Genomic DNA, 24127 nt, shown 5'->3' on the forward strand with positions numbered 1-24127 from the left:
GCAACGCATCTCTGACGCTTGGACAACATCTCACCCCGTAGACACAACAGCGTGGAAGAGGCAAACAGACCTGACACCTGTGATGTCTGTTAAGGTATTTCCTACCCCAAAATCAGGGTTTCCCTAATTGCGCCCCCTCTGAAGAGGTGCTAGCATCCCACCGACTCATTCTTTCCATCGGGCTTCGATAAAACACGCATATGCTGACTATCGCTACTCCGTATGGGGTAACGTCCGGGGATTTGGGTGCGTGTCGCGATCATACCTCCAATTACCAACAGCACTCGATACGGCCGAATGGATCGACACGCTCATCTGCGATGCCGATTCGCTTGTTCACGGGTTCACGGGTTGCATCACAACGACGTTCTCGCAGGAGGAAGGAAGGGACTGAATGTTTAGGAAAACGAACCGCAAAAAATCATCTTCGGGTTGGGCTGTCACATGGCTGGTTTTGCTATCCATCTTGCTATTGAGTATGGGCTGCGGTTCCAGCTCCGATGATCCGGAACCCGCCTCCGATCCGGTAAGGGAAACCGCACAGGGATCTGTGCGCGGAATGGACGAAGGCACCATGCTCGCCTTCCGCGGCATCCCCTACGCACAGCCACCGGTGGCGGATCTGCGTTTCGCGCCCACCGAACCGTGGACCGACGTGCGCGCCGACACCCTCGAGTGCAAAAGCTTCGGCAGCGTCTGCCCCCAAATGGCCGGTGGTTTACTTGTCGGCGCGGAGGATTGCCTCACGCTGAACATCTTCACGCCGAAGGATGCCGGCGCCAATACCGCGGACTACCCCGTGATGGTGTGGATCCACGGAGGCGCCTATATTCAAGGTTCCGGATCGTCCGACGCCTACGATCTGCCCGACCTGGTGGAAATGGGGGTCATCGTGGTCACTTTCAACTACCGTCTGGGTGCTCTGGGCTTCCTGCCCCACCCGGCTTTGACGGCCGAACAGGGCCAATCGGGCAACTACGGCCTGATGGACCAGCAGGAGGCCCTGCGCTGGGTCCAGTCCAACATCGCCCAGTTCGGCGGCGATGTGAACAACATCACTATCTTCGGCGAGTCGGCCGGCGGCCACAGTGTCATGACCCACTTGGCGGCGCCCGAATCCGGCAACCTTTTCCACAAGGCGATCGTACAAAGCGGCTCCTACAGCCCCTTCCAGTTGCCCCTGGATACGGGCTACATATATTACGGCGCACCGTTTGCGGCCACTGCGGATTGCACCGGCAGCAGTGCCGAAATCGCTGCCTGTTTTCGTGATTTGTCCGTCGATGGGGTGATCGCCGCGCAGGGCGATGCCTGGTATGTGCCGGTGACCGGCGGCGACTTCCTGCCTGCATCCATATACGTGAGCTTGGCGACCGGTGCCTTTCACACCGACAAACCGGTGCTCATCGGCGGCAATCGCAACGAAGGCACCCTGTTCACCGCCCTTGATTTCGTCGGCGCGCCACCCGAATATTATGACGACTACGGCGCCTACTTACCCGCTGTGGCCGGCCTGTTGGGTCAGTCCGGCATCACCGACGAGAGCGACATAATGAAAATCGCCAACGATTACCTCGCTGTGGCGGAGGCTGAGCTCGGGCAGCTTCCCAACGGGGACCCCCACCCGAACCGTTTCCGCCTGGCCCACAGCAAAGTGTGGACCGACCACTTCTTCGCCTGCCGCAACATGATGCAGTGGGAGCAGTTGGCCGACCATACGCCGACCTATGCCTACTGGTTCACCGATACCAACGCACCTATTCCGCCATCCTATGCCCCGCTTTCGGCCTTCGAGGAGGACATGGGCATGATCACCTTCGGCGCCTCCCATGCCTTTGAAATCCAATATGTGTTCGGCCGAGTGCAGGAACAGGCGGTGGTCTCCGGCGAGCAGATTGCCCTGTCCCTCGAAATGATCGAATTCTGGACCAATTTCGCCAAAACCGGCGCGCCTTCCAACGCGCCGGGGGTCTGGGATGCTTACGCCGGCACCGTCGGTCCGGTCATACGGCTCGACACCCCGGGCGCCGCAGCGGTGGACGTGAGTGTGTTCAACAACGCACACCGTTGCGCTTACTGGGCGGATCCCGTAAACGCAACGCCTTAGATCCGTCGCGATTTGCAGTCGGCCAAGCAGTTGGCGTTCAGGAGAATTGGCGCTGGCTGCTTGGCCTTCAAACAGTAACGATTGTATAACCTTGGAATTGTCGAAGATTGAATCCCACCGGAACACAATGTAACACAAAGCCCCAATTTTTACACACTGTAACGTTACAATGTGTAACTTTTCCGGTTGGCGGACTTGTTCGTCAATTTCAAACACCGTCCCAACAGATGGATATTTATGGTACTGCAAGCCGTTCGGTCCCACAAATAGAACCGGCACGACTTTTGTAATACATCAGAAACACTTGAGCACAACCTTCAAAATTGGCGAGTCGCATCATCCGTTCCACAATTCCACAATCGGTAAACATAAACCGTTGGGAGTTCGTCTTGGGTGATTGAAGGTTCGAACCTGCCGCCCTCGACGCCCGCTGCACTTTCGGGACCGAAAGGTGCCGGCGCAAGGGCAAACGGTTGCCTCTATGGCCGATGCCTACACTGATCGCCTCGGCCATAGAGGGGGTACCGTTTCACAACCACCATTTATTCGTTTCATGACGTTCAGAAAAGGGAGGAACAAAATGAAAAACCGTGTATTGATGTCCGTGCTTTGCCTCGTTTTCGCGATCAGCTTGTTGCCCGTGGTCGCTTCGGCGGAAAAAGAGCTGAAACTGGCCTCGTGGGGACCGACCCAGCATTATGTCGCAACGGCCCGCGCGGAGTGGATCAATGAGGTCAATGAAAAGCTGGCCGGCCGCTACAAAATCGTCGACTACCCCGGCGGACAGCTTTTCGGTCCGCGCGAAATGCATACCGCCGTCGCCCGCGGTTCGGTGGATCTCGGCGTCGTGCTGCAACCGGCCATGCTGGCCATGGTACCGATTCTGCAGGGTGTCTACCTGCCTTTTGCCTTTGACAACCTGGACGAAGTCGCCGAAGCCTACTCCGGCGAATCGCTGGAAATCCTCGAGCGCGCCATGGAAGCCAAGCGGCTGAAACTGGTCTACATGAGCTACACCGACGGCGTGCAGATGTACAGCGCCAAGGGCAACATCGAGAAAGTAGAAGACCTCAAGGGGTTGCGGGTGCTTTCCCAGAGCCCGATTTTTTCTGAAATCATGGCCAAATTGGGTGCCGCCCCGGATACCTCCGTGCCCCAAACCGAGCAATACATGGCCTTGCAACGCGGCATCTCCGACGCCATCGCCAACTCCGTCGTTGGTGGCTATTTCCAGAAAAACCATGAAGTCGCCCCTTACGTCACCCTGATGGACATGAGCTTTTCGACCATCCCGGTGCTCATGAACCTCAACACCTGGAACAGCCTGCCGGCAGATGTGCAGGAAGTGCTGACGTCCATCGGACACGAAAAAGGCCTAAAGACCCTGGCCATGGCCAAGGGATGGCAAGCCAACTTCGAGAACAAATTGAAGGAAGAAGGCGCCACGGTGACCGAAATGTCCGACGAGGAGATGGAAAAAATCCGCGTGGTAGCCCGCGAAGTGTGGGAAAAGTGGGCCAAGGACAACGGCCCGGAAGCCCAGCGCCTGCTGGAAATCAGCTTGAAGCGTTAGGGAGCGCCGCAACGCCGATCCCCTGTTTCACGCTCTGATGCAACTGTACACACCATCGCGGGCCGGGGCCCTTGACCGGCCCGCGATCATGCAATCCGTTTCCCGCGACGACAGGAAGGCTCATGGAACCCCAACCCCCCAAAAAATTTTTTCTGTTTCGTTTCATCGACTTCACCAGCGATGTCGGCGGTGTTGCTTCGGCCATCTGCCTGCTGGCGGCCACCTTCATCATCACCTATGAAGTGTTCGTGCGCTATCTCTTTTCCGCCCCCACCACATGGGTTGCGGAAATCAGCATCTACCTCTGCATGGCGCTGGGATTGCTGGGCGCCGCCTACGCACTGAAGAACAACAGCCATTTCTCCATCACCATCGTCGTCGACCGACTGACCGCCAAGAACCGACGCCGCCTGAAAATCTTTACCAACCTGATGGGGATCGCCTACTCGATCATTTTCATCGTCAAGGGGGCGGAAATGGCCAAGTTCGCATGGGATATCAAGGATGCCAGCACGGGTGTCCTGCAATTTCCCCTGTGGATTCCATGGAGCCTCGTTCCCATAGGCGGGCTTTTGTTGACCCTGCAGTTCATCAACAAACTGGCCGAGGAATTCGCCCATCGAGAAGGGTAGCTATGCCGCGCCATCGTTTCCGTATCAGGCTTCACCTGCATCCGTATTGAAAAGGGTAGTGTCCTATGATGACCTTGTATGTGATCGGTTTTATCGTCGCCTTCCTGTTGGTGCTCGCCAGCGGTTTCCCTGTCGGCTTCGGCCTCGGGTTTCTCGGCCTGGGACTGATGGTCTTCTACACCGGCTTTGACCAAGCCCTCACCATGGGCATCGAGAGGGCCTACACGGCGCTGGACTCCAGTGTCCTGGTGGCCGTTCCCCTGTTCATTTTCACCGCCCAACTGATCGCCGAAACCGGCATGGGCAAGCGGCTGTTCGATGCGGCCAGGACTTTTCTCGGCCGCTTCCGGTCCGGGCTCGGAACCGCCACCATCGCTAGCAGCGGCATCTTTGCCGCCATGACCGGCTCCAGCTTCGTCTCGGCCTCGACCATGGGTTTGATCGCCATTCCCGAGCTGCGCAAAGCCAAATTTTCCGACACGCTCATTTCCTCGGCCATCACGGCCGGCGGATCCCTGGGCATGGTGATTCCGCCCAGCATCGTCATGATCGTCTATGGTTACTTGACCGACGAGTCCATCGGCAAGCTCTTCATGGCGGGCATGATCCCCGGCGTTCTGTTGATCGTTCTCTATTCCGCCGCCTTGGCGCTCTGCTTCCGCCTCGAACGCCGGGGCCGGCCGGCACCCCCGGTAACCTTGCCCGGACAGGACGGCGAAGAACAGGCACCGGCAGCGGCCGCAAACGGCGGCGCTGTCAACTCGCCTTTCGGGCAGCTCAAAGAGGCCGCCGAGTTCGTGCCCATGACCAAATTCAAGGCTTTCAAAGAAGCTTTCTGGGGGCTCTTGGCGCCCATCATCATTCTGGGCGGCATCTACCTCGGCGTCTTCACGGCGCCCGAAGCGGCCGGCATTGCGGCCATTTACTGCATGCTGATCGGCTTTTTCATCTATCGCACCCTGACCATCCGTAAATTCTGGAACGCCTTGATGTCTTCGGCCATGATATCGGCCATGGTGGCCGTCATCATCATCGGCGGCGCCATCATCGGCATGGTGGTGGTGTACGGCCGCATCCCGCAGCAAATTCTAGCCTTGATCGTCGCCAAAGACCTTTCGCCTTTACTGCTCCTGCTGCTGATCAACCTCTTTTTGTTCTTTCTGGGCATGTTCCTCGAGGTGCTGGCCCTGGTCTACCTGGCGATTCCCCTGCTTTATCCCGTGGTGCTGCACATGGGCTGGGACAACATCTGGTTTGCGGTGATCCTGCTGATCAACGCCAATCTGGCACTGATCACGCCTCCCATGGGCGGGGTCCTCTACATCGTCTCCCAGATCGGCGCCATACCGATCAACAAGGTTATCAAGGGCGCGCTGCTGCCGGTGATCATCATGGTGGTGCTGCTGATCGTCATCATCTTTGTCCCGTCCATTGCCACATGGTTGCCCGGCATGATGTAGCGGGCACCCACCGACATCCGATTTCGAGCAAGGTTTTGAATGACCGATTCAACTGGGGAGCGAACGATGGCGCACAAAATTGAAAAAATTCTTTTTACGACCGATCTTTCCAAAAGCTCGGTGAAGGTGTTCGAGCAAACAGTTGTCCTGGCGGCCTCTCTGGGTGCCGCCATCACCATTTTGCATGTTATTGACGACGGGTCCGGTTCTTCCGGTTCCCAAAGCCGCATGGTCCATCTGGTGGATCGGGATGTATATGAAAAGATCCGGCGGGAGAGCCAGGACATGGTCAAAAACCTGCTGATCGGTAAGCAGCGCACCATTCCTGTGATTCAAGACGCATTGAAGCGCCTGTGCGAGAAAACCACCGACAAGCTCGGCGAGGACCATGAGGTGACCATCGACGCCATTGAAGTGACCTACGGCAATGTCGCCGATGCGATCATCGAATTGTCCGAAGCCACCCAATGCGACCTGGTGGTCATGGGATACAACAAAAAGGGATCGCTGTTCAAGGCGCTGTTGGGCAGCCCGGAAAAAAGCGTCATGAAACAGAGTAAAAAACCGATTCTGCTGATCCCCCTGGAGACCTGAAAGCGCCGGCAGGAGAAGTCTTGCAGTGGACGTCAGCAACCCGTTAGGGAAAACATGAACACATCGCTTTGCCGCATAAGACCCGACAACTACCTACAAGAAGTAGCCCTGGCGGACAAACCGGTGCTTATGCTGTGCATGCCGTTCAACGAGGCGTTCCCATCCCAGCTGAAGGTCGTGGAAGCAGTGGCCGACCAGATGAAGGCGGTGGTCAAAGTGGGATTACTTGACGAGGCTTTCATCGACACTTTCAAGAAGAACCTGCAGATATCGGGAACGCCGACCTTTCTAATCATGGTCAAAGGCAAGGAGCGGAGCCGGATGATCGGATTGGCGGACCATCAAATGCTCAGCGACTTCATCGCTGGCACCACCGTCGCCTGACCGGCCGGATCCGCCCGTCCCCTTGCGGTATGCGCGGGTCGGCGGCGGGCAGGGAGTGCACAGCACCTCTGCCCGCCGCCGATCCGGTCCACCCGGAAAACATCAGCGCACGACACGATCAAAGGGGCAACCCCATGACCCCGGGGGGAGCGAACGGCACACACCTGGCACACCTATGGATCGCACCACATGTGTGCCTTGACACACATCGCACATCTTCCGAACGTCTTCACAAATAATTTTTCTTCATAATTTCTGACTGTTGCGACATAGCCGCAAACCGACACCCCAGGCACGCATCTTGAATTGCATCTGCTTTCGGACACCCCGACTTCAATACAACCCTCAATGGCGGCACCCCGAAAGGAGATCTGTGATGAGCAACACCGATGTAATCATTTTCGACATCATGGCCTGCAATGTGTATTGGGATTTTGAAAACTCCCCCCTGCCCAAGGAGCAGCATAAATTCCTGGTGGCCCTTTATCCCACCCCGGGGGTGGTCACCCCTGATCTGATCGAAAGCATCACCGCCTGCGGCCCCGGCGGCTATAAGGTGGCCTTCACCAACCGGATGTTCACCAACGAGAATCGCGACGGCTGGATTTACGATCCCAAAATCCCCAACTATTGGTATATGGTCAATCTGCCCACCGGCTTCATGCAGGAGGGGAAATACACCATCGAAATCAAATGCAAAGATGGTAAAACGGTGAAAAAATCGCGCCTCCAGCAAAACGGCCCCTCCGATGCCATGGTGGCCTCCTACCTCAAGGTCAAGGACGAGATGTATCGCTCCTTCGCGCCGTCGAAAACCAACCCCTTGGTTGCCGACGCAGCCCTGCAGAACATCGAGTGCCGCTGGAAGACATTGAAAGACCTGGACAACCATGATGCCTTCTACGTCTATCGCCTTGCCGAAGGGGCCTCCTCCCGCGAATTCAATACCCAGGAGTTGGTCTGGTTCGACAACATTTATCTGCAACGCCTGCGCAACGACGATCCGCAGGCCGGCCGCAACCGGAACGCGGTGCTGGTCGAGACCGAACTGAAACCGGCCACCAGTTACGCCTATTTCGTGGAGATCACCGATGCCAACGTCGGCGGCGACGCCAACATTTGCATTTTCCAGCCCCACCAGGTTTTCGTCACGCCCTGACGCCGATTATCCGCAACCGTTGACAAGCACCACATTCACTCCACAGGAGGTTCGCCATGAAAAAAACGATCTTCATCACCTTGATTGCAACCCTGGCCCTGTTTCTGTCTGGGTGCGCCGCCGGCGCACCCAAGGGGTCCGCCGTGGACATGACCGGCACCTGGCGGTTCGACGTGGTCTCCCCCGGCGGTTCCGGTTCGCCCACCTTCGAATTGCAGCAGGAGGGCGCCGCCCTGACAGGCAACTACAACGGTGCCTTCGGTCAAGCCCCATTGACCGGCGTGGTGAAGGACAAGGCGTTTGAGATTCGATTCATCAGTATGGGTACCGAAATCGTTTACACGGGCCACGTGGACGGTGACAGCGTGGCAGGGGAAGTCGACTTCGGCGGCCAGGGCGAAGGCACCTTCAAGGGCCGCAAACAGTAAAGCGAAAAGAGGTTCCAATGATACGGTATGGGCAAAGCACCCTCTTTATGGCGCTGATCATTGCGCTGTGCGCATGGCACGGTCCGACCGCGGCCGATGAGATTCGGATCGGCTTTTCGGGGCCCCTTAGCGGCGTGGCGGCGGAATACGGCCAGGACGTGGTCAACGGCATCGAACTGGCCGTCAAAGAGATCAACGCCGGCGGCGGCATCACGGTGGCCGGCAAACGCTACACCGTTCTTCTGGAACGGCTCGACGACCGGGCCGACCCCACCCAGGCGGTGAACAACGCCCGCCGCTTCAAGTCCAATGGCGCCATCGCCGTGTTCAATGCGGTCTTCGGCACCAGTGCGGCCATGATGCGCATCAACGAAGAACCGGGGCACGAATTTCTGGTGCTGGCTTTCACCAGCACCCCCCGCATCACCGACATGGGCAACAAGCTGACGGTGGTGGTGCCCGGCCCCTTCAGCTCCATGGCCCACATCAGCGCCGATTGGGCTTTTGAACGGGGCTGGAAAAAGTGTGCCATGGCGGTGACCGTGGGCCCCTACGGCGACGAGTGGCGCAAGGTGTTTCGCGAGATATGGGAAAACCGGGGCGGCACCATCACCTCCGATCGGCCCGCCAACTACTACACGGAGACCGATTATTCGGCGGTGCTGGCTGCCACTCTGGCCACCAAACCCGATGTCATGCTGATCGGCGGCCCCTCGAGCACCACCGCCTTGATGATCGAACAGGCGCGCGGCATGGGTTTTCGCGGCGGGTTCATCATGATCGACCAGGCCAAGCTGGACTATGTCCGGGAGGTGCTCCAGGGCACCCGCGTCATGGGCAATCTGATCGGCGCGGCGGGCGCCGCCATACCGCCGCGCGAGGGCCAGGATTTCGCCCAAAGGTATCGCAAGGCCTACGGCCGTGCGGCGACGGCCGAAAGCGCTTTCAACTTCACGTTCATGCATGCCTTGGCCCGGGCCATTGAAGCCGCCGGCACGGTGAACGACGTGCATCGGATCCGCGAGGCCTTCCCACAGGCCTTTCCCATGTATGCCACCGAGTTTCCCATGGAGGCCTATGGTCTGACGGAAGAAGGGCGCGCCCTGGTGACGACGGCCACCCAAACCATCACCGAAGGCGAGTTGGATCCACCCGAACTCTATTTCTGGTGGCCCAAGACCCGGGAGGCATTCGAAGCCGTTGAAAAATCGTCGCGCATCGACCGCAGCATTCCCCGCCGCTGGCTGACAACCGATTGATCCCCGCAGGGGCACGGCCTGCCGTGCCCCTGCGGGCTATGTCGAGGATTTCAAGAGAGCGAGAACGCGGCGTTGGACCGCAAGGCGCCGCTTCCGAATGGGCAGCCAACGATGGGATGGGTGCCCACGACCGTTCAAGTGCCCAGGTAGGCTTTGCGCACCACGGAGTTGTGCATCAACGTGCTGCTGGGACCTTCAATTACCAGGGCGCCGTTTTCCAGAACATATCCGTACCGGGTGATCATCAGGGCGATGCGGGCGTTCTGCTCGGAAAGGAAGATGGTCATCCCCATCCGGTTCAGGCTCTGGATGGCATCGGCGATGCCTTCGACCACCAGCGGCGCCAAACCGATGGAGGGCTCGTCCAGCAGCAGCAATTGCGGCCGGGACATCAGCGCGCGGCCCATGGCCAGCATTTGCTGCTCGCCCCCGCTGAAAGTGCCGGCCAATTGACGGGCCCGTTCCCCCAAAACCGGAAACAGCGCATACACTTGCTCCAGTGCATCGGCCACCTTTTTGCGGTCTTTGACGGTGTGGGCGCCCAGCATCAAGTTCTTGTGCACGGTGAGTCCGGGAAACAGTTGGCGCCCTTCGGGGCACAAAGCCAAGCCGCGGCGCACGATACGATCGGCCGGTAGATGGCTGATGGTCCGACCCTTGAAGGTGATGGTGCCCGTGGTGGGCGCCACCAGTCCGGCGATGGTTCTGAAGAGGGTCGATTTACCGGCCCCGTTGCCCCCCAACAACGCCACGCAGCTGCCGGCGGCGATCTCCAGAGAGACATCGTGGATCACATGGTGCGTGCCGATAGTGGTGCTCACATGTTCCAGCTTAAGCATCGCGCTTCTTTCCCAAATAGGCTTCGATCACGCTTTCATCGGCGGCGACCTGCGCCGGCCTGCCCTCGGCGATTTTTCGGCCATGATTCAAGACGATAATCCGGTCGGCCAGGTCCATGATCATGCGCATTTTGTGTTCGATCAGGCAGATGGCGATCCCGGTGGCGTGGATGGTGCGAATCAATCGGGTGATGGCATCCGTGTCCTCTTGAATCAAGCCGCCCGTCGGCTCATCCAACAGCATCAAGGCGGGCTCACTGATCAGCGCCATGCCGATGGCCAGGCGGCGCTGCTCCACTTGGGACAAGGTGCCGACCGTGTGGGTGGCCTTGGCGGTCAAGCCGATGGATTCCAGAACCGCCAAAACCTTGCGTTGCAAGCGGTCTTGATCGTCGCGCCAGCGTGCGTTGCGCCACAGGGTGTCCCAGTAACCGCTGCGGGTCCTTTTCTGGTAGCCCAAGGCCAGGTTGTGCACCACCTGCAACTCTTCGAACAGGGCGGTGTGCTGAAAGGTACGGGCCAATCCTTTGCGGGATATCCGGTGGGGCGGCAACCCTGATAAGGGTTCGCCCTGGAAGAAAACGGTGCCCGCGGTGGGCCGCAGCAAACCACTGATCAGGCTGAACAGCACCGATTTGCCTGCGCCGTTGGGGCCGATGACGGCCAGCATTTCGCCGCTGCGCACCTGAAAGCTGACATCGTTGACGGCTTGCATCCCGCCGAAGCATTTGACCAGGGACGCCCCTTCGAGCAGCACCTTGTGGGCCATTCTAATTCTTCTCCAGTTTCTGTCGGATGCGGGCGATGCCGCCCATCAAGCCCATGGGAAAATAGATCGTCACGATGATCAACAGAAAACCGTAAATCATCATCTGGTAGTCTTGGAGAAACTGAATCCACTCCGCCAGCACGGGGATGGTGAAAGCGCCGATGACCGGCCCGGCCAAGGTGGCCACGCCCCCCAGAAGTACAAAGAGCAAAAAGTCGAAGGTGATTTTGAGCGATGCCACGCTCGGGGTGATACTGCCGATCAGGCTGGCGTACAAACCGCCGGCCAGGGCGACGAAGAAGTCGGCAATGGCGAAAGCGGTCATTTTGGTGCGGAAACTGTTGATCCCCAACGATTCGGCCAACACCTCGTTGCTGCGGATGGACATGAAAGCCAGCCCCTTGAGCGACTTGACCAATCGGTGCATGGTCAACAAGGTCAACAGCAGCATGGACAGCACCAGGTAGTACTGCGCCGACAACGTGCTGAAGCCGATGGCGCCCAGGAAGGGAACGGGGATCACATCGGGCGGCGGGATGCCCATGATACCGTTGTGGCCGCCGGTCACCGCGAGCCAATTACCGGCCACCAGGTGAATGATCTCGCCCAGACAGAGGGTGACGATGGCAAAGTAGGCGCCGCGGGTGCGCAAAGCCAGCGCCCCCACCAGCAAGCCCACCACGGCGGCCAGCAACGCGGCCAGGGGCAGCGCCACCCAGAACGACCACTGCAGGCTGGTCGTCATGACGGCCACGCCGTAGGCCCCGATGGCGAAAAAACCGCCATGGGCCAAGGAGGCCTGCCCCGTGCAGCCCAGAATCAGATTGAGGGCCAGGGCGCCGATGGCAAACAGGCAACTCATGTTGAGCACCTGCATGAAATAACGGTTTTCGACATACAAAGGGAGGATCAAAGCCGACACCAGTATCGCTGCGTACCACCCGTTGCGCTTGAACCACTGCATCATCTGTCTTGGATCTCCTTGCCGAACAGGCCCGTCGGTTTAATGGCCAGGATCAACACCAAAGCGCCGAAACCGTATACATCCTTGTAGGCCGCGGACAGGTAACCACCGCCCAGGGCCTCGATCAAGCCCAGCAGATAGCCTCCCAGAATGGCGCCGGGAATACTGCCCAAGCCACCGAGGATGACAATCACAAACGCCTTCATGCCCACCATCGTCCCCATGCCGGGCGCGATCAGAAAGATGGGCGCCACCAGGCAGGCCGCCACCGCGGCCAAGGCGGTGGCGATGGCAAAGGTCATGGTGGCCACCCGATCGGCATTGATGCCCACCAGGCGCGCCCCTTCACTGTTCTGGGCCACCGCCTCGATGGTGCCGCCCCACTTGGTCTTCTTGATGAAAAGCTGCAGCAAGACAATCAGTACGATGGCCGCCGCAATGACCAACAACCGCTGCGGGGTCATCATCACGCCGTAAACGTCCAGAAACCCGGGATAGGGGTTGGGAATGCGGTAAGCCCGGGGACCCCATAGCAAGGTCACCACATTTTCCAGAATCATCAGGGCGCCAAGGGCGGCGATGAAGGCGTTGAGATGGGGTCCGTTGCGCAACGGGCGGAAGACCAGCAACTCCAGCAACCCACCGGCCACCGCCAGCAATAACGCAGCCGCCGCCAAGGCCGGCCAGTAGGCGAAACCCGCCACGGTCATCAGAAAAAAGCAGACATAGGCACCCAGCATGTACATGTGCCCGTGGGCGAAGTTGGGGACCTGCAAAATCCCGAAGACCAGGGTCAAGCCCAACGCTACAAGCGCATAGGTGCTGCCCAGCATGACACCGTTGAAGATCTGCTGCAGAAACAGTTCCATCGCCACTCCATGACAATCTCTGTTGAAAACCGGCCGACAAACTCAACGCCGCGGCGCACAAACAGGAAAGGCTATACAAAGCAGCAAAATGTGTGCCTTCCGGCCACATCGGTACGCGCGGTCGGGCAACGACAGCAGGAGGGACAGCAGGACAATAAAATGAACGCGGTTACCAACAAAACCCAAGTCTGGATTTTCCGATTGGCAATCGAAATCGGGATCGGGATCGGGATCGCTATCGAAGCGCGCCGAGGCGCAAACACTCAACTGAATCGATTTCGATCCCGATGGGGCTTTGGCCCGCTTCTCATCTTGCCTGGGCTTTGTGCATGACCGCAAAAAAAGGAGGGTCACTACAATCGCCTGTGGCGATCGTGAGGGGCGTGCCTAAAAAAGAGGCACGAAGTGCGCCGTGACACATTATTGTTGCGGCTCACAAGTGTGTCACGGCACACTATCCGTGTTGCAGGTCGTTTCTTTCCCGCTCCAGGTCAAAGGCTTCGATTTTGCGATAAATGGTGCGCCGGCCGATGCCCAGCATCCGAGCGGCCTTGGCCTTGTTCCAATCGGTGCGGCGCAGCACCTCCAGGATCTGGCGGGCGGCCGGGCCGGACTTTGGCACACCTTTCAGCGACCGAAGCGCCTTGCCGTCGGCATGCGCACGTATGTCCGCGGGCAAATGTTGCAGTGTGACGGCGCCGCTGTGGCACAGCACAAAGGCATGTTCCATGGCGTGCTCCAACTCGCGCACGTTGCCCGGCCACGGGTAGGCCATGAACAATCCCAGCACTTCACCGGAGATCCCTTCGATGCGCTTTTCGAATCGCTGATTGAACAGGCAACGGAAATGCTCCACCAGCAGCGGCAAATCCTCCAGTCGTTCGCGCAGGGGGGGCAAGGTCACCTCCACCACCTTGAGCCGGTAATACAGATCCTGTCGAAATTCACCCCGCGCCACCTTCTCCTTGAGGTTGCGGTTGGTACTGGCGATCACCCGCACATCCACCTTGCGAGACGCGGTGTCGCCCACCCGTTCGACCTCCTTTTCCTGGAGCACGCGCAGCAGCTTGAGCTGAATCATGGGCGAAATGTCGCCGATCTCATCCAGGAGCAGGGTGCCGCCGTCGGCGGCCTGAAAACGGCCCTGCTTGTCCTTGATGGCGCCGGTGAAAGCCCCCCGCACATGGCCGAAGAGTTCACTCTCCAGAAGATTTTCGGCGAGGGCCGAACAGTTGACCGTTACAAAGGGTTTGAAAGAGCGGTTGCCGCTGTAATGCAGCGCCCGGGCCACCAACTCCTTGCCGGTGCCGCTTTCGCCGCTGACCAGCACGGTGGTGTCCACACTAGCCAGATCCTCCAGCAGGCGATAGATATCCTGCATGGTTTTGTTGCGGCCGATCAAGTTTTGAAACCGGTGACGCGTGCGCAGCTCCCGTTCGAGCCCCCTGAGCCGGGTGATGTCCCGAATCACCAGCACGGCGCCGGCAAAAACCCCCTTGGGGTCCGACAAGGGGGAAGTGGAGACACTGACCACCTGGTGCAATCGCAGGGAGTGATCGCACTCGATGACGAACTCCTTGACAGGCTTTTGCTGCGCCAATGTCTGCTGCAGCACCTCCCGGCATGCACCGCTGCAACGGGGGCGGCAACGGATGAAGGTGTCACCGACGATCTCATCGACGGCCAAACCACAAATGGTCTCGGTGGATTTGTTGGCCGCGATCACCTGCAGGTCCGGGTTGACGGTGATGATGGCGTCCTTGACGCTGCCGAAGATGGCCTCCAGGCGTGACCGATGCTCTATCACCTTCTCCTCGGCCCGCTTGCGATCGGTGATTTCCCGGCTGACGGTACGAAAGCCGGTGATGGCTCCCGCGGCGTCGCGCATGGGTGTCACCGACTTTTCAATGGTGCGCCGCTCGCCATCCTTGTCCGTCACATCGAAAACGGCGTTCTTCAACGGCCTGCCCGTTTTGTACATGGAACGGAAGATCTTGTAGAACCGCTTGGCCGTTTCCGCGTCCACATAGGCCTGGTAGTGGCGGCCCATCAGCTCTTCCCGCGGCAGGCGCCACATCTTCAACGCCGCGTCGTTGACGAAGGTGATGTTCCCCTCCAGGTCCATCTCGCTGAGCTGCACATCCACATCGTTGAGAATCGTCTCGTAGCGTTGCAGCGAGGCCTCCAAATCGACGATACGCTCGCGCAGGCGCGCCGTCTCTTCCCGTTCCGCGGCACAGCCGGCGGATGGGGCCGGGCCGCCGAAAGGCATACGGCCAGCGACGCCGATTGCACCGCCTCTGGCCGGTCGCCGAATGACTCTTTTTCGCATGCGTCCTTCTCCCGCGCTAAATCAAGGCAGGCAGATAGATTTCAACCCGTGTGCCGCTGCCCGGTTGCGACGACACCGCTATCCTGCCCCCGTGGTTACTGACCACTCCATATGCAGCGGCCATGCCAAGGCCGCGGCCATAAAGCTTGGTGGTATAGAACGGCTCGAAGACGCGGTCCAGGGTTTCCCCGTCCATACCCGTGCCGCTGTCCTCCACCGTCACCACCACATAGGGCCCGTCCGCCAGGCCTTCCCGTCCTTCGACCCGCGTGTTCTCCGTGGCAATGACCAGCCGGCCGCCGCTGTCCATCGCTTCCACGGCATTGGTCAACACCGCCTCGAACACCATGTTGATCTGGGTGGTGTCGCCTTGGATGTCATGGAGGGTCGGCGCCAACGCGATCTGCAACCGGATCTCCTTGTCGCCGGGCACCAGCGCCTTTTCGTTCAAAATTGTCTGGAGCAGCTGATTGGCCGAAAAAGACCGCGGCCGATACTTGCCGCCGCGGGCATAGGCCAGCAACTGATCCGTCAATCGGCCCATGCGCTCGGCCGATTCCCACACCGCCTCCCAATGCCGCTGTTCGTCCAAGGGTCGCGGCGCCTTGATCTCCAACAGCTCCAGGTTGCCCTTGATCACGGCCAAGGCATTGTTGAACCGATGGGCGATGCCGCCGGCCAGGGTGGCAATGGCCTGGATCTCCCGGCCGCGCTGCAGCTGCCGTACCATCCGCATTTTTTCCTCCTCGAGGGCCACCCGGTCCGTAATGTCGAAAACCGAGGTGTACACCTTTTCCCAGGAAGCTTCAAAACCGGCCGGCACGGTGCTGCTGACCAGCAGGTGCAAGGACCGCCCTTTCAACGTACGGCCCGCCACTTCGGTGTGGTGATGCCCCGCGGCAGAAAGGGCCGCCATGCGTTCCGCCAGAAACCGGCCGCCGTCGCGCGGCAGTACGGCGCCCCGGCGGGACACCATGGTGGCGGCGTCCGGCGCCTCGAACAGCCGCACCGTGGCCTGGTTCACGCCGGTAAGCACGGTCTTGGCGTAATACGGCAGGAGCATCTCGGCATGGGTCTCGAAATAGCGCTTCAGATCCGCGCGATCCGCTGACGGCAGGCGATCCAGGTGGCGCTTCAGTTCGGACCAATCCTCCTCCCACAAAGAGACCGCCGCCTCCTCGAACAACGCCCGGTAACGCATCTCACTTCGGGCCAACGCTTTTTCGGAAAGCGCGCGCCGCTCGATCTCCTGTTGCAACTCCCGGTTGGCTTGCCTTTGATGCTGTTCCGCCGCGCGGGCCTCCTCCCGGGCGGCCACCAATTTGCGCTGGACCTGCACCCGGTAGCGTTCGGCGATCAGGGCCATGGCCAATACGGTCAACAAGGCGAACACCGCGTTAGACCGCATCATATACCGGGACCAGGCATCCCACTCAGGCAACGCCACCCCCAGCAGCAAGGCCACCATGACCCAGGAAAAGAGCAGGGCCCCCAACAGACCGATGCGCTCGCCGAAAAAGAGCATCACCCCGAAAGGGTAGATGAAGATCCAGGGGAAGAAGATGTAGAAAGTGTGGCTATGGTATACACCCATGGCGAAACTGGCCGCCAAAAGGCCGAAAGCGATGCCGCCGGAGACCCGCTTCAAGCGCACCAGGTGCGCAATGGATTGCATGCGCCAACCCAAGAACAACCCGATGACGGCGTTGACCGCCAGCAGTGCGAAGATCAAGGATTGCAGCGCATTGCCCAACCGGCCATGGAAGATGCTGAAAAAGAGGAAGAGCGGCGTCGACATCAGCACGATCCAACGATTGAGCCCCCTGTGATAGGCGATCTCCGTCGCGCGCACCAGGTCAGGGGTTTGCCGGGCCTCCGGCGAACCCTTGTCCGTCCCTTCCACGGACTTGCCCTTTTTCAAAGCTTGACCCTTTCATCCCATTGGTTTAATAAGGCAATAATTCACGCTTTCACTGCGTGCCTTCACCAACATGGATGCCACATGAAAATCCGCCGAAACTTGCGCACATCCGCCGAACCGGCCTGTCCGGGTCGCGCCTGGCCCATCTTGTTCGCGTTACTGCTATGGCTGTCGTTCGGGCAGATGCTCAACGTGCATGCGGCTGCCTTCAACGGCGCCGGCGGATGGTCCTCGATGAACGCCCAGCGGCATATCACGAAGGGCAGCGTTTTGTCGATGCCGGGGCCGGCCCAGGCCGCGACGCCCGCCCCGGCCGACCGGCAAGCCGCGCAAAACAACCGCCATGTCCTGTCGACCGGCGGTCGATATGTGCAACCTCTGTTGCTTTTGGCCGCGGTGGTACTGTTCATTATCCTTGTATCGGCAGTTATCCGCCACCGCTTTAGCGCGCGGCGACGAAAACGCGACGGGCGGGCGGCCGATGCCCGCGCCGCTGCGGCCGCCCAACAACCGGAAGCCCACCTCAAGGATCTGGGCGACGCCCTGGCCCGCCAGACGGGCACGGCCCAGATCACCAAAACCAAGACCACCATCGGGCGGGATCCGCGCAACGATATCGTCATCAAGAAGCCGACCATCTCGGGCCTGCACGCCACCATTGAATACCGCCACCTGGCCTTTTATCTGGAAGATCAGCGCAGCACCAACGGCACCCGGCTCAACAACCAAAAACTGCAGCCCAACATGTCGGTTCGGCTGAAAAGCGGTGACCGCATCCAGCTGGCGGGGTATGCCTTCATGTTCGTCATCCCCGCCCAAATCCCCTTCGGCGACACGGTCATGCTGGGCATGACCCCCCTGGAAGGGCCGGAACCCGGCTCCACCATCGTCTTGGATCTGGATGGCGGTGACGGCCAGCAGGGGTTGATCGGCTGCCTCCAGAACCACCTGCTCCAACTCTACGCCCTGGGCCCAAAATACCGGGAGTTCGCCGGCAGCCACTTTTCTTTCGAAATGCAATCGGCCATTGCCGAAAAGGCCCACGACTGCCTGACCCGCACCATGGCCGACGGTCGTCAACACCACGAATCGTTGATCGCCCACCGGGCCCTCTATGTCGTCAGCAGCCTTCCGGTGACCATCGGCCGTGCACCCGAATGGTACGGCGCGCAATACGGCGGCTTCACTCGCCTGGTCATGCAGTGGCTGCGCAGCGAGCCATTCCAGAATAATCAATGCGATTTGCTCTGTGCTGTCACCTTCGGGCAGGACCCCGCCACCTGGGTTAGCCTGACCATCGTACCCACCGGCCAGAGACCCGATCCGGTGGAGATCATGTCGGTGGACTTTCTCAATGCCTCTGAAAAAGCCACCCTGGCGCTCGATTTCGACCGCCATGGACGCGTGGTTTGACTTTTTCTAAAGCCGTGGGGGGCAACAACCGATAAACGCATATTATGGCGGAAACCGGAAAAGTTCAAGGTCGGAAGCTGCTGGCGCTTTTCGAATACCTGATTGAAAAGCAGGTCATCATTTCCATGCACATCGAGGGCACCGACTTCGAACGCCTCACCTGCGTCACCGGCCTCAAAGCGTCGCCCACCGGCGGGCGTCTGCTGTGCATCGATCGCCCCGCTGGATTCGTCGACCAAGCAGCCAAAGTCGGTGATGTCGTCTTGAAATTCAATTTCAACGGCCCGGACCGTCTGGAGTACATCTTCACGACCCGCGGCGTGCGTCATCAAGGCCGTGAATTGGAAACCCCCCTTCCCGAGGTGGTCGAGCGCATCCAGCGGCGCAAGGATTTCCGCATGGAAACCCCGCCGGGGGTCCGCTTGCTGGTCAAACAGGACAAGCTGCATGCCATCCTGGACTTGATCAACGTCAGCCTCGGCGGCGCCTTCACCGTTCTGCGCAAACACAACCTGAAAAACCTGCAAGGCTCCCTTTTCAAGGAAGGACAACCTATCGTCAATGCCGGCATCCTTGTCCCGGCCGGCAAGGATTACGACGAGCAGGTCATCATCATCCAAAAGGCCGAAGTACGGCGCATCGAGCATGACAAACCCAACAACCGCTATCGCTACGCCTTTCAGTTCACCGCCCTCGATAGCAGGGAGCGGCACAAGCTGACCCAAGCCATCTACCATTTTCAGCGACAGTTTCTGAAACGGCGCTGAGGCGGGTGTGCACCGTGGTAGAGGCGTAACGGTTCAAAGCCCCTGAGCGGAAAAGAGGATCACTTTCTCGCCCATCAACTGCACTGTGATCTGTTTCTTGCCCGATTGCCAGACACAACTGCGGGCGCCCAGCACGGCATCGCAATCGTCGGCCTTGCCCAGGATGGCCACCACTTCGTCATAGTTCATGCCCACCCGCAACCGGGCGTAATTCTCGTCGTTGACCTTGCTGCATCCCGTTATCGAAACAACACACATGACAATCCAGAACCAATATCGCATAGCCCATTCCCTTCCTATGGTTGTCTTTGGGTTGACCGCGGCCCTCTGCCTTGCAAGGACGGCACCTTTTCCGGTGCGGGTATCCCGGTGTGAGACCCGCATCCGGCACCCATTGCCGCTCCTGTTGCAGGCGCCGCACCTGTAAAAAAACCAAATGCGGCGCCCCTTCAATGCCTGTTTTGTCGGGGTGAAATCAACCCCATTCTGTGGTAGGATAGGCGGCCAAGGGCGCGCGCCCGACCGCCAACCCCTGGAGGTTTCTCATGAAATTGTTCGAACCGCTGACCATCAACGGCATGCCCCTGGCCAACCGCATCATCATGCCGCCCATGCAGTTGCGTTTGGGGCTGGGCAATCGCCGGGCCAGGGCCTTTTACCTGGAACGGGCCGCCGGCGGTGTCGGTGCCATCGTCATGAGCGCCACTTCCGTGGACCTGTTCAGCACCGATGCGGCCTGGGGGCGGCCCGGCGGCGTGGAACAGTTCATCGAGCGCATGCAGGTGCTCAACAACGAGATTCGCGCCGCCGGTGCCCGGGTGGGCATCCAACTGTGGCACGGCAACCAGTGGCCGGCCGGCAGCGGGGCCCCTTTTGCGGGCACCGAGCAGGTGGCGCCGTCGGCCACCGCCGAACGGCGGGCGCTGACCACGGGTGAAATCGAAGCCATCGTCGACAAATTCGGCCAGGCGGCGGAAACGGCGCGCACCGCCGGCTTCGACTTCGTCGAAGTCCACGGCGCCCACGGCTACCTGGTCTGCCAATTCTTTTCGAGTGCCGACAACCGGCGCAAGGACCGTTATGGCGGCAACCTGGACAATCGAATGCGCTTCGGCCTGGAGATCGTGGAGACCATGCGGCGCACCGCCGGTGACGATTTTCCGATTTTCTACCGCCTGGGCGCCGAAGAGCGGCGGCCGGGGGGCATCACCCTGCGCCAGAGCAAAGCCTTCGCCGCGGCCCTGGCCAAGGCGGGGGTGGACGCCTTCGACGTCTCCATCGGCATGCCCGTGGGCCGCAAGCCATCTCCCGGCCGCAAAGCCCGCCCGGGCACCTATGTTCCCCTGGCCGCGGCGATCAAGCAGGCCGTCGGCGTACCGGTCATGGCCGTGGGACGCATTCATACCGCCGCGCTGGCCGAATCGATTCTCAATGAGGGCCGGGCCGACCTGGTGGGCGTCGGGCGCCAATTGATCGCCGACCCCCGGTGGCCGCGCAAGATTATCGCGGGACGTGAAGACGACATCGTGGCATGCCTCTCGTGCAACACCTGTTTCAATCCGTTGCGCAACGACCAGTGGCGCCCGGGCGATCCCATCTGCCAGGTCAACCCCCGCGCAGGGCGGGAAGCTGATGAAGGGCAAAACCAATGAGCCCCGGGAGCCCAATGAAAATCGACACAATTCAAACCATCGGCAGCGGCATCATCCGTCCCGAAGGGGTGATGGCACTGGATGACGGCACCCTTTGGACGGCGGACGCCAGGGGCTGCTGCGCGCAAGTCGCACCCGACGGTCGCACCACCTTCTTCGGCGATCTGGGCGGCGTTCCCAACGGCATCTGCGTGGATACCCACGGCCGTTGCATCGTGGCCAACATCGGCAACGGCCAGGTCCAGGCCCTGCGTCCCGACGGCCGCCACGAGGTGCTGCTGACCCACGCCGACGGGCGCCGCATGCGGGCGCCCAACTTTCCCTTTGTGGACCAGCGGGGCCGCTTGTGGGTATCCAACAGCACCGAACGCGAAAACCTGGAATCGGCCTTGTGGGATCCCACGCCGGATGGGTGCGTGGTGTGCATTGCCGACGGCGTCGCCCGCATCGTGGCCGACGGCATCTACTTTGCCAACGGGCTGACCCTGGATCGCAACGAAACCCACCTCTATGTGGCCCAGACCATGCGGCGCAACATCCTGCGTTATTCCATCGGCGACGACGGTCGGCTCGGGCCCGCCGAGGTGTTCGGCCCCGACCCCCTGGCCGAGGCGGGTATTCCCGACGGCATCGCCTTTGACGAGGGGGACAATCTGTGGATCACCTTTCCCAGGTGGAACGCCGTCGGCTTTCTGACCCCCGCCGGCGAGTTGCGCATGGTTCTGGAAGATCCGGCCCACCGGGTGCTGCAACGCCCGGCCAACATCTGTTTCGGCGGCCCGCGGCGCAAAACCGCTTTCATCGGCAGCCTGGACGGCACCACGATTCCCTTTTTCCCGGTCCCTTACCCCGGTATGCGGCTGGTGCACCAGAAGCGATAGCCCACGTCAATCCCTCAACAAGGCGCCGGCCGAGCCGTCGTCAGCAGGGCAGCGGCTTGGCCAGCGCCCCGATCCGCCCGGATGCCGTTGCCTCGTGAAACGCTTCGGCCAGAAGCCGGCTTTTTTCCACCACATGGCGCCAATAGGCCAGTCTTTGACCGTCGTGGCCGAAAAAACGCTGAAAATCGCTCCGATCGGGAATCTTGCCCAAAGGCAAGCCGGCGACGAAATCGGCCGAAGGCGCCAGCACCACCAACCGATCGCGTGCCGGTGACCTCGGCTTGCGCCAGGTCAGGGTTTTATCCAGCCAGCCGGGAATGATGCGGTCGGTAAAGTGGGGATAGAGCACCAGGGCATCTGCATCACCCCCCAGATAATCCACATCGATGTGGTAATCCACAATTCCGCCGTCCCAATAAGTGCCCACCGGCGCGCCGGGAATGTCGGAGACACCGTCCATCAACAACGGAATGGCGCCCGATGCGGCGGTGGCCGGCAACAGGTTGGCGTCGCAGAGGGCCACGCGGCGGCACGGCATGTCGTCCATGGCCCAAAAGGGCGGCGTGTCCCGCGGATCATGAAACAGGGTGCGTTCGAAAAAATATTGCAGCGCCGAACGCTTGGCCAGATTGGCCACCACCGCGCCACCGAGGCCCATGGTCAGCACCGGTTTGCGCCGGTCGCCGACCAGATGCCGCCCCCGCACCGCCAGCAGACTCAATCGATAATAAGGATGGGACAATGCCTCGGCCGGTGCATGGTGCCCCATCAAACCGGACAGAATCCGCCGACTCTGGGCCGACACCTCTTGCGGCGTGGGCGGACGCGAATAGAACTGCTCGGTATAGGCAGCCGTAAAACGTTGCAGGGCGGCGGCACCCAAAATGGTAGACAGAAAGCGCCAGGCGCCGATGGAGGCCCCCAGCAGGAAGAGCGGCGCCGTGCGTCCGGCGAAAAAATCCAACAAATATAGATCCAGACCGTGCAGCACCAATCCCTTGGGGCCGCCGGCCGCGCCGGCCACCACCTTGATGCGATCCGGACGAAGCCCTTCGTCCCGCAGGAGGGTCAATGCTTTGGGTCCGGCATAGAAGTCGAGTACGGACGCGGATGCGTGGATGGCCATGGTATCGCCTGCTCCTTTGCGCTTGGTGATTGCAAAACGCTTCATATCAAAGCCGAAGCCATCGGGCCAGCGCAAAGCCGCTATTACACTGAACCGTGTTCAGTTAAAGAAGACACCCGCGCCTTTGTGTGGTATGAAAAAGACAATGCAGTGATCCATCAGACCTTGCGCCTGATCGTCTTGCGCGCGGGGCCGCTTTGCAACCCTCACCCGGTGAAAGGAGCCTGTATGACGTCGGATGACACCCCCTCCCGCATCGATGATTTGAGCCCTCCAGAAATGCAAAAGCTGTTGATCGATTTTTTCCACCGCATCGTGGTCCACTACGGCATGTGGTTCGCCGAGGTGCGCCACCAGATGGGCATGCCCGTGGCCTTGCAGATGATGGACCGGGCCTTCGAGCGCAGTCTGGGCATTCAGATGGGCCGGCTGGCGCAGACCTTCGGCTTCGAAATGGTGGACGGCGTGCCGGCGGCCCTGGCCGGCATGGACAAACCGGAGCTGTTGGCGGCCCTGGATGCGGTGGCCAAGAACTGGCTGGTCAACGACGGGGTGTGGTTTCAGGCAGTGGAGTTCAAGGAAGGCATGAACGACGCCAAACGCTGCAACGACAGCTGCTGGGCCCACTTCAGTCCCTTTGAAGCCTGGCGCATCGCCCGTCTGTTGGATCTGGGGCCGGCGCCGGGCCTGGAGGGTTTGGCGCGGGCCCTGCAATTCCGGGTGTACGCACGGCTCAATGTGCAATCCATCGAATGGGAAGCGGACGGTGCCCTGGTGTTCCGCATGAACCAATGCCGGGTGCAGGGCGCACGCCAGCGCAAGGGCCTGGATGACTATCCGTGCAAATCGGGGGGACTGGTGGAATACACCTATTTCGCCCGTACCGTGGACCCCCGCATCCAAACCGAATGCATCGGCTGCCCGCCCGATCCCCATCCCGAGGAGTGGTTCTGCGCCTGGCGCTTCCGCCTGGCGGATCAGTGATGGCCCGGCCGTCC

The 24127-nt window shown here is 60.3% G+C and carries 22 protein-coding genes; 14 read left to right on the forward strand and 8 right to left on the reverse strand.

Translation table 11 applies throughout. The features are described 5' to 3' along the window. Positions 1–478: 478 nt before the first annotated feature. The 9 genes from MRX98_RS01380 (at position 479) to MRX98_RS01420 (ending at position 9596) form a co-directional block, all read left to right on the forward strand. The gene (locus tag MRX98_RS01380) at positions 479–2107 is read left to right on the forward strand and encodes a carboxylesterase/lipase family protein (RefSeq protein ID WP_281432151.1); all 1629 of its coding nucleotides are present in this window, start codon (positions 479–481) and stop codon (positions 2105–2107) included. A gap of 580 nt (positions 2108–2687) precedes the next feature. Further along, a complete protein-coding gene (locus MRX98_RS01385) occupies positions 2688–3680 on the forward strand; it encodes a TRAP transporter substrate-binding protein (protein WP_246902362.1) in 993 nt (330 codons plus the stop codon). 122 nt (positions 3681–3802) lie between these two features. Next, entirely contained in the window at positions 3803–4312 is a 510-nt protein-coding gene (locus MRX98_RS01390) for a TRAP transporter small permease subunit (RefSeq protein WP_246902363.1), read from the forward strand. A 65-nt stretch (positions 4313–4377) separates the two neighbouring features. Next, complete coding sequence (locus tag MRX98_RS01395; RefSeq protein ID WP_246902365.1) at positions 4378–5772, forward strand: TRAP transporter large permease; 1395 nt, start codon at positions 4378–4380, stop codon at positions 5770–5772. 66 nt (positions 5773–5838) lie between these two features. Beyond that, entirely contained in the window at positions 5839–6366 is a 528-nt protein-coding gene (locus MRX98_RS01400; protein WP_246902366.1) for a universal stress protein, read from the forward strand. Positions 6367–6420: 54 nt separating this feature from the next. Beyond that, positions 6421–6750: a YbbN family protein gene (locus MRX98_RS01405; protein WP_246902367.1), complete on the forward strand. Its 330-nt coding sequence runs from the start codon at positions 6421–6423 to the stop codon at positions 6748–6750. Positions 6751–7126: 376 nt separating this feature from the next. Beyond that, positions 7127–7909 carry a hypothetical protein gene (locus MRX98_RS01410; RefSeq protein WP_246902368.1) on the forward strand — a complete coding sequence of 261 codons (783 nt, stop codon included), beginning with the start codon at positions 7127–7129 and terminating at the stop codon, positions 7907–7909. A 56-nt stretch (positions 7910–7965) separates the two neighbouring features. Next, on the forward strand, positions 7966–8337 hold the full coding sequence (locus tag MRX98_RS01415; protein WP_246902369.1) for a hypothetical protein: 372 nt from the start codon (positions 7966–7968) through the stop codon (positions 8335–8337). A 17-nt stretch (positions 8338–8354) separates the two neighbouring features. Further along, on the forward strand, positions 8355–9596 hold the full coding sequence (locus tag MRX98_RS01420) for an ABC transporter substrate-binding protein (protein ID WP_246902370.1): 1242 nt from the start codon (positions 8355–8357) through the stop codon (positions 9594–9596). Between the two features lie 134 nt (positions 9597–9730). Here MRX98_RS01420 and MRX98_RS01425 read toward each other — a convergent pair whose 3' ends face one another. The 6 genes from MRX98_RS01425 to MRX98_RS01450 form a co-directional block, all read right to left on the reverse strand. Next, complete coding sequence (locus MRX98_RS01425; protein ID WP_246902371.1) at positions 9731–10435, reverse strand: ABC transporter ATP-binding protein; 705 nt, start codon at positions 10433–10435, stop codon at positions 9731–9733. Continuing rightward, positions 10428–11204 carry an ABC transporter ATP-binding protein gene (locus MRX98_RS01430; protein ID WP_246902372.1) on the reverse strand — a complete coding sequence of 259 codons (777 nt, stop codon included), beginning with the start codon at positions 11202–11204 and terminating at the stop codon, positions 10428–10430. The genes MRX98_RS01425 and MRX98_RS01430 overlap by 8 nt, the downstream gene beginning before the upstream one ends. Before the next feature lies 1 nt (position 11205). Then, positions 11206–12171, reverse strand: a complete 966-nt coding sequence (locus tag MRX98_RS01435; protein WP_246902374.1) for a branched-chain amino acid ABC transporter permease — start codon at positions 12169–12171, stop codon at positions 11206–11208. Further along, positions 12168–13037 (reverse strand): branched-chain amino acid ABC transporter permease, encoded by an 870-nt coding sequence (locus MRX98_RS01440; protein WP_246902376.1) that lies wholly within the window; start codon positions 13035–13037, stop codon positions 12168–12170. Before MRX98_RS01440 ends, MRX98_RS01435 begins: the two co-directional genes overlap by 4 nt. Positions 13038–13491: 454 nt before the next feature. Continuing rightward, the gene (locus tag MRX98_RS01445) at positions 13492–15369 is read right to left on the reverse strand and encodes a sigma 54-interacting transcriptional regulator (RefSeq protein WP_246902378.1); all 1878 of its coding nucleotides are present in this window, start codon (positions 15367–15369) and stop codon (positions 13492–13494) included. Between the two features lie 16 nt (positions 15370–15385). Further along, entirely contained in the window at positions 15386–17290 is a 1905-nt protein-coding gene (locus MRX98_RS01450; RefSeq protein WP_246902380.1) for a two-component system sensor histidine kinase NtrB, read from the reverse strand. Between the two features lie 81 nt (positions 17291–17371). Here MRX98_RS01450 and MRX98_RS01455 point away from each other — a divergent pair, with 81 nt between their 5' ends. Beyond that, complete coding sequence (locus MRX98_RS01455; protein ID WP_246902382.1) at positions 17372–18703, forward strand: FHA domain-containing protein; 1332 nt, start codon at positions 17372–17374, stop codon at positions 18701–18703. Between the two features lie 44 nt (positions 18704–18747). Then, complete coding sequence (locus MRX98_RS01460) at positions 18748–19470, forward strand: PilZ domain-containing protein (protein WP_246902384.1); 723 nt, start codon at positions 18748–18750, stop codon at positions 19468–19470. A 33-nt stretch (positions 19471–19503) separates the two neighbouring features. Here MRX98_RS01460 and MRX98_RS01465 read toward each other — a convergent pair whose 3' ends face one another. Then, positions 19504–19752 carry a DUF3862 domain-containing protein gene (locus tag MRX98_RS01465; RefSeq protein WP_246902386.1) on the reverse strand — a complete coding sequence of 83 codons (249 nt, stop codon included), beginning with the start codon at positions 19750–19752 and terminating at the stop codon, positions 19504–19506. 263 nt (positions 19753–20015) lie between these two features. On the opposite strand from MRX98_RS01465, the gene MRX98_RS01470 reads away from it, so the two are divergent. After that, a complete protein-coding gene (locus tag MRX98_RS01470) occupies positions 20016–21122 on the forward strand; it encodes an NADH:flavin oxidoreductase (RefSeq protein ID WP_246902388.1) in 1107 nt (368 codons plus the stop codon). A gap of 14 nt (positions 21123–21136) precedes the next feature. Continuing rightward, positions 21137–22003, forward strand: a complete 867-nt coding sequence (locus MRX98_RS01475) for an SMP-30/gluconolactonase/LRE family protein (RefSeq protein WP_246902389.1) — start codon at positions 21137–21139, stop codon at positions 22001–22003. Positions 22004–22043: 40 nt separating this feature from the next. Here MRX98_RS01475 and MRX98_RS01480 read toward each other — a convergent pair whose 3' ends face one another. Then, on the reverse strand, positions 22044–23129 hold the full coding sequence (locus MRX98_RS01480) for a patatin-like phospholipase family protein (protein ID WP_246902391.1): 1086 nt from the start codon (positions 23127–23129) through the stop codon (positions 22044–22046). Between the two features lie 228 nt (positions 23130–23357). On the opposite strand from MRX98_RS01480, the gene MRX98_RS01485 reads away from it, so the two are divergent. Beyond that, positions 23358–24113, forward strand: coding sequence for a DUF6125 family protein (locus tag MRX98_RS01485; protein WP_246902393.1), 756 nt, complete (start codon positions 23358–23360; stop codon positions 24111–24113). Positions 24114–24127 lie beyond the last annotated feature (14 nt).

This window comes from Desulfatitalea alkaliphila, assembly GCF_022968795.1.
Lineage (GTDB): Bacteria > Desulfobacterota > Desulfobacteria > Desulfobacterales > Desulfosarcinaceae > Desulfatitalea > Desulfatitalea alkaliphila.